7 protein-coding genes and 2 pseudogenes are annotated in these 4,748 nt (G+C 55.3%); 1 reads left to right on the top strand and 8 read right to left on the bottom strand.

The genetic code is table 11. The features are described 5' to 3' along the window. A partial coding sequence (locus ACJHX3_RS24300; RefSeq protein ID WP_252966805.1) for a hypothetical protein occupies positions 1 to 72 on the top strand: 72 nt, incomplete at its 5' end. Positions 73 to 80: 8 nt separating this feature from the next. On the opposite strand, the pseudogene ACJHX3_RS24295 reads toward ACJHX3_RS24300, so the two are convergent. From ACJHX3_RS24295 to ACJHX3_RS24260, 8 genes and pseudogenes are all read right to left on the bottom strand, one after another. After that, positions 81 to 395: pseudogene (locus ACJHX3_RS24295) on the bottom strand (TA system toxin CbtA family protein); the annotation flags it as partial. A gap of 89 nt (positions 396 to 484) precedes the next feature. Then, the gene (locus tag ACJHX3_RS24290) at positions 485 to 853 is read right to left on the bottom strand and encodes a type IV toxin-antitoxin system YeeU family antitoxin (protein ID WP_094321967.1); all 369 of its coding nucleotides are present in this window, start codon (positions 851 to 853) and stop codon (positions 485 to 487) included. Positions 854 to 1,015: 162 nt separating this feature from the next. Continuing rightward, complete coding sequence (locus tag ACJHX3_RS24285; RefSeq protein WP_000692345.1) at positions 1,016 to 1,237, bottom strand: DUF987 domain-containing protein; 222 nt, start codon at positions 1,235 to 1,237, stop codon at positions 1,016 to 1,018. Positions 1,238 to 1,299: 62 nt separating this feature from the next. Further along, positions 1,300 to 1,776, bottom strand: a complete 477-nt coding sequence (locus ACJHX3_RS24280; protein WP_001186774.1) for a RadC family protein — start codon at positions 1,774 to 1,776, stop codon at positions 1,300 to 1,302. A gap of 15 nt (positions 1,777 to 1,791) precedes the next feature. Continuing rightward, entirely contained in the window at positions 1,792 to 2,265 is a 474-nt protein-coding gene (locus ACJHX3_RS24275) for an antirestriction protein (RefSeq protein ID WP_410236224.1), read from the bottom strand. A gap of 341 nt (positions 2,266 to 2,606) precedes the next feature. Then, complete coding sequence (locus ACJHX3_RS24270) at positions 2,607 to 3,425, bottom strand: DUF932 domain-containing protein (protein ID WP_001234651.1); 819 nt, start codon at positions 3,423 to 3,425, stop codon at positions 2,607 to 2,609. A 117-nt stretch (positions 3,426 to 3,542) separates the two neighbouring features. Next, positions 3,543 to 3,738, bottom strand: a pseudogene (locus ACJHX3_RS24265) (DUF905 family protein). Positions 3,739 to 3,808: 70 nt separating this feature from the next. Beyond that, the coding region (locus ACJHX3_RS24260) for an autotransporter domain-containing protein (RefSeq protein ID WP_410236223.1) at positions 3,809 to 4,748 on the bottom strand (940 nt) is incomplete at its 5' end.

The raw sequence follows: 4,748 nt of genomic DNA, 5'->3' as shown, positions 1-4,748 counted from the left end.
GTCATAGCCGACTGGCCGATAAACCGGGTCGGCGAACTGCTCCCCTGGCGCGTAGCACTGCCGACTGAATAACACATCCCCGTCAATACGGTTCTTGCTGCACGCTTACGGAGAATATCAATGCTGTTGATTAACTGCGACGAGGCTCCTGCGCTGAATCCCGGCTGGTCAGTTCGTACCAGTGCGTATTTTTCCACGAGAAAGTTCACTGCATCACACAGTGAAATGCCTGCCTCAATATGCTGCTCAATCACGCGTTCATCCACGAACGGTGTGTCATTCAGCGTAAGGCTGTAATGCTGGTCCAGTAACCGGGTGAGCAGTGTCTGCCAGATGGTGACGGGAGACGGGCAGCACGATACCTCCCGTACATGCGTGTCGGGTAATGTTTTCATACTGAAGATTTTCCTGATATGCAGAGATAAAAAATGAGACAGTGGCGTGGTGAAAACACCAGGCCGGAGCAGAAGGTTATTCCGGTGGTTTACTTTTTCGTTTCAGGTGTCGGATAAACAGCCAGATAAACGTAACCACAGGAGCCGAGGATGTCGGCTTCACAGGTCAGCCCCTTCGCATACAGTGTCACGGTATGCTGATGGCGGGGATTCAGTTCACCACTGGTGAGCATTAATTTCAGTTGTTTCATCAGCAGCGGAAAGGCCTGGTCCAGAGGGTACGCATCCGCATCTCTGAACCGGCCTCTGATACCGGCACGGTCGGCAAGGTAATGCAACCGGTTACCCTCCTGCACCAGACGGGCGCCGAAACAGGGCGTCACTGTGCAGGGTAGTCCCCACCAGGGATGGTCGTCATTGTCATCGGGATGCGTTGTCCCGGAAAGTGTGTCTGACACGATAAAATCCTCACAGAAAATCGGTGAATGATAGTTTAACGATGACGGGTCAGCCGGCGCGCAGACCGGCTTCGGTAAAGGTGTATTCGTTGATGAGCAGGACCTCATCCACAGCGGCGTCTGAGCTCAGCCAGTCGTACTCGTTTTCCGGGTGACGGAACATCAGTTCAGGGTGACGCTCATCAGCCGGACATACGGACCAAAACTGTCCTTACGGCGTTCTGCAAACACGGCCAGCACACCGGGAATATCCTGCACTTCACGACCGGTATACGCTTCAGCACTGCCGTGCCAGCGGTATTTGCCGGTACAGAACGGAAAAAGACGGGATGCCGGATGCTGACGGTGAATACGCATGGCTTCGCCACGGGTGATGATTTTCATAGTGGGATACCTCTGAAGACAGAAGATAAAAGTGAAAACAGGTGTGATGTGGTTGTGACGGGTTAAAGCAGACCATGTTCGGCAAAGGAGAAAACCTGGCTGCCACCGACTATCAGATGGTCCGGCACCCGGATATCCACCAGGCCCAGTGCCTGTACCAGACGTTCCGTGATAAGGCGGTCTGCCTTGCTGGGTGTGACTTCACCGGACGGGTGATTGTGTGCCAGCACCACAGCAGCGGCATTGTGATACAGGGCGCGTTTAATCACTTCACGGGGATGGACTTCCGTGCGGTTGATGGTGCCGGTGAAGAGGGTTTCACCGGCAATCAGCTGATTCTGGTTGTTCAGATACAGCACCCGGAACTCTTCACGCTCCAGTCCCGCCATGTTCAGAATCAGCCATTCTCGTGCCGCACGGGTGGAGGTGAAGGCCACGCCGGGTTCATGAAGATGGCGGTCCAGGGTTTTCAGGGCCCGTTGAATGAGGCTGCGCTCGCCGGGCGTCATCTCTCCGGGCAGAAAGGAAAGCTGTTGCATTGTACTTCTCTCCATTCAGTCGATGATGCGCATAATGGCGCTGCATTCCGGACGCTGCAGGGCGTAATCCCGCAGCCGGTAATAATGGACCGTCATGGCATAACACTCCGTACGACAGGCATGATGACTGTACGTCATCAGACAGGCAGCAATGCCGGCAGCTTCCGGACTCATTTCAGCGCGGTTACCGTTCATGGCATTGAACAGTACCCATGTTTCGTCATCATCGTCATCCGGTTCGGGTGCCATAAATGCCCCGCCGTTGTTCAGGGTGTACAGATTCCAGATACCACCGCAGTAGTCTTCGCACAGACGGTCCATCCAGCCGAAGACACGGGGCTCCAGGGTCACCCACTGTGGAATGAGGCCAAAGTGCTGCGGCCAGAAGCTGATGCGCTGTTCATCAGGGACGAGGGTGGCAACCAGTTGTTGCAGGTCAGTCTCCGGTGCACAGGCCGAAGAGGTGGTGTTCTGAGACAATGTTTTCATGTATGAAATCCTTGTAATGTGAATAAATGAGAGGGAGTAAAGGTCGGGACCTGGCAACATCACGTTCATCACTGACCGTGATGACCCGGTAATATCAGGGATGAATGATATTCGGCTGAAATTCCGGACAGCCGTACGCGTAACCGTTCCGGTCACAGACGGATGGCCAGATGCCATTGCCTGTATACTCAGTCTGCACAGACTGATTTCTCCGGGACGGTAAAGCAGACGGGTACACCAGGCGCACAGGTCATCATCAGAAATGGAACGACACCCCGGCAGCGCCTCCGGGGCGTCGGGTGATTCTGGTGCCTGAATCACGCCTTCAGGGACATGCTGCATCAGCGCAGGCTCTCCAGCAGCGTTTCTGCCATTACCCACAATGCGCGGTTGAGCTTAATATCGGTGTCGATGTTGTGAATGGCACGGGTGTGGATACGTTTTCCTTTTGCACTGCGGCCGGAAATCCCGCCTTTCAGCATATTCTCCTGGATGGTCTGATATGCGCTCCACAGGTCTTTACCGTAATCCTCCCTGCGTCGTGGTGTCAGAATGTCAGCGGTGGTGACTGGCTGATGTTCGTCACCATAACGGTAAGTCAGTGCCGCCTGTGCCAGCGCCTGGCGTGCCGGTGGCGGCAGGACCAGCGACTGCATGGCATCACGCTTTTCCTCAATCCGGTCAAAAACCCCCACCACTTCGTAAGCCCCTTCGATAACTTTCTCCACCACATTTCCCCGGTGTGGAACACGCACTTCCCCCAGAGACTGACCGCAGACGCAGCCATTCTGGCAGACGAATCTGAAGTAACCCGGCAGCATCTGGTAGCTGGAGGTACCGTCATGAGAGTTGAGCAGAATAATTTCAGGGACATGTTCTCCGTTTATCTCTCCGGCCCGCCGCAGACGCAGCATGTGTTTTGTGTATCCCCGGCGGCCCGGGTCGCGCACGCGGGTCTGGCAGGCGAAGAATGGCTGAAAACCTTCCTGCTGCAGGCTTTCCAGTACGGTGATGGTGGGAATGTACGCATATCGTTTACTGCGGGAAGTATGCCGGTCTTCACCGAAAATACTGGGAACATAGTGCATCAGTTCTTCGTGTGTCAGCGGACGGTCACGGCGTATCTGGTTCGCATAACCAAAACGACTGGCTAGTCGCATAATTTGCTCCTTATCGGTGGTTACGATTTACTGGTGTAATAAATGAAAAAGCTGCGTCTCCCGGAGAAGACGCGGCCTGACAGATGAAATGAATGACGTTTATTGTCTGAGAAGCCCTTAACTGGCGAGCTGAGTATTAAGCTGTGTTCCGGCATCACCAGCGCAACTGACCTTCAGCATTACGGATAACCAGCCGGGAATATGTTCCCTGGTCATCTTCAGTAAACACATTGCGGTAAGCTGTTTTGACGGCAACAGCCTGTTCGCGTGAGAAAGGGCCTTCGGGCAATAAACGTGATGTACAACCCGGCATATCTGTTGCTCCCTGAAAGTAAAAAGCCCCGGTCATGATGACCGGGGCCTGAAGGAGAGTGACCTGATTATCAAAAAGTCACATTCAGCGTGGCCTGACCGTTATAACCTTCAGCGCTGCTGCCGCTGACGCTGTGGGCATAACCGGCCTGAACGCCCAGGGTGATATTTTCCCGGACACGGGCTTCCAGTCCGGCCTGCAGGTCCAGTGACGTGCCATTCCGGGACGGTGAGAACGTCATGTTACTGCCGGCGGCGGCTGTCCCCATGCTCATGTCACCCCGGGAGCTGAAAGTGCGGATAACAGAAGGCTGTACCCACCAGTTCACCGGCAGTTCACTCACACGGTGTTTTGTACTGTCGCGCAGAGTGTCACGGGATGAGGTGCCTTCACCAAAGCTCATATCGTTGTGGCTGCCCAGACGGAAACCGGCACGCACATGTTGTGCACTGCCATGCCCGAACTTCACATAACCGGCGTTATCCTGGCCGTCATCCAGGGTAAGTCCCTGCCAGGTATAGTGCAGTTGTGGCTCCAGCATCAGGTTGTCAGTGATACTGAAGGGCAGACCGGTTTCCAGTGAGCCCAGCCAGCCCCAGCCCCGGGCACGGAAGTCGTTATTGTCCGATGACGCTTTCATGCTGTGGCGGGTTCCCTGTGCCACAATGTCAGCCCACAGGCCGGAGGACGTGTGTGTCAGATTCAGGTATCCGCCCAGGCTGCCGGCATCATCCCGGACCGTGCCGGCGCGGGAACCGTCATCATCCTTAACATCAACGGAAGAATGGCCTGCGGCACCATACACCCCTGTCGTCAGAGACATACCGGCAACCTCTGTTCTCAGCAGGTCACCCTCCAGACGGACGAAGCCATAGCTGCCGCTGCTTTCCGGCGTGGCTCCACGGGCAATACCGCCGTTGTTATCGTGACCGAGATGACCGCCCTGAATGCTGAGACGGACGCTGTTATTTTCACCGTTTACACCGGTCTGATGGCTGCGGGAGCCTGCC

The organism is Escherichia sp. WS1265 (genome assembly GCF_046487585.1).
Classification (GTDB): Bacteria; Pseudomonadota; Gammaproteobacteria; order Enterobacterales; family Enterobacteriaceae; genus Escherichia; species Escherichia coli.
This window is presented reverse-complemented; position numbering and strand designations above follow the sequence as displayed.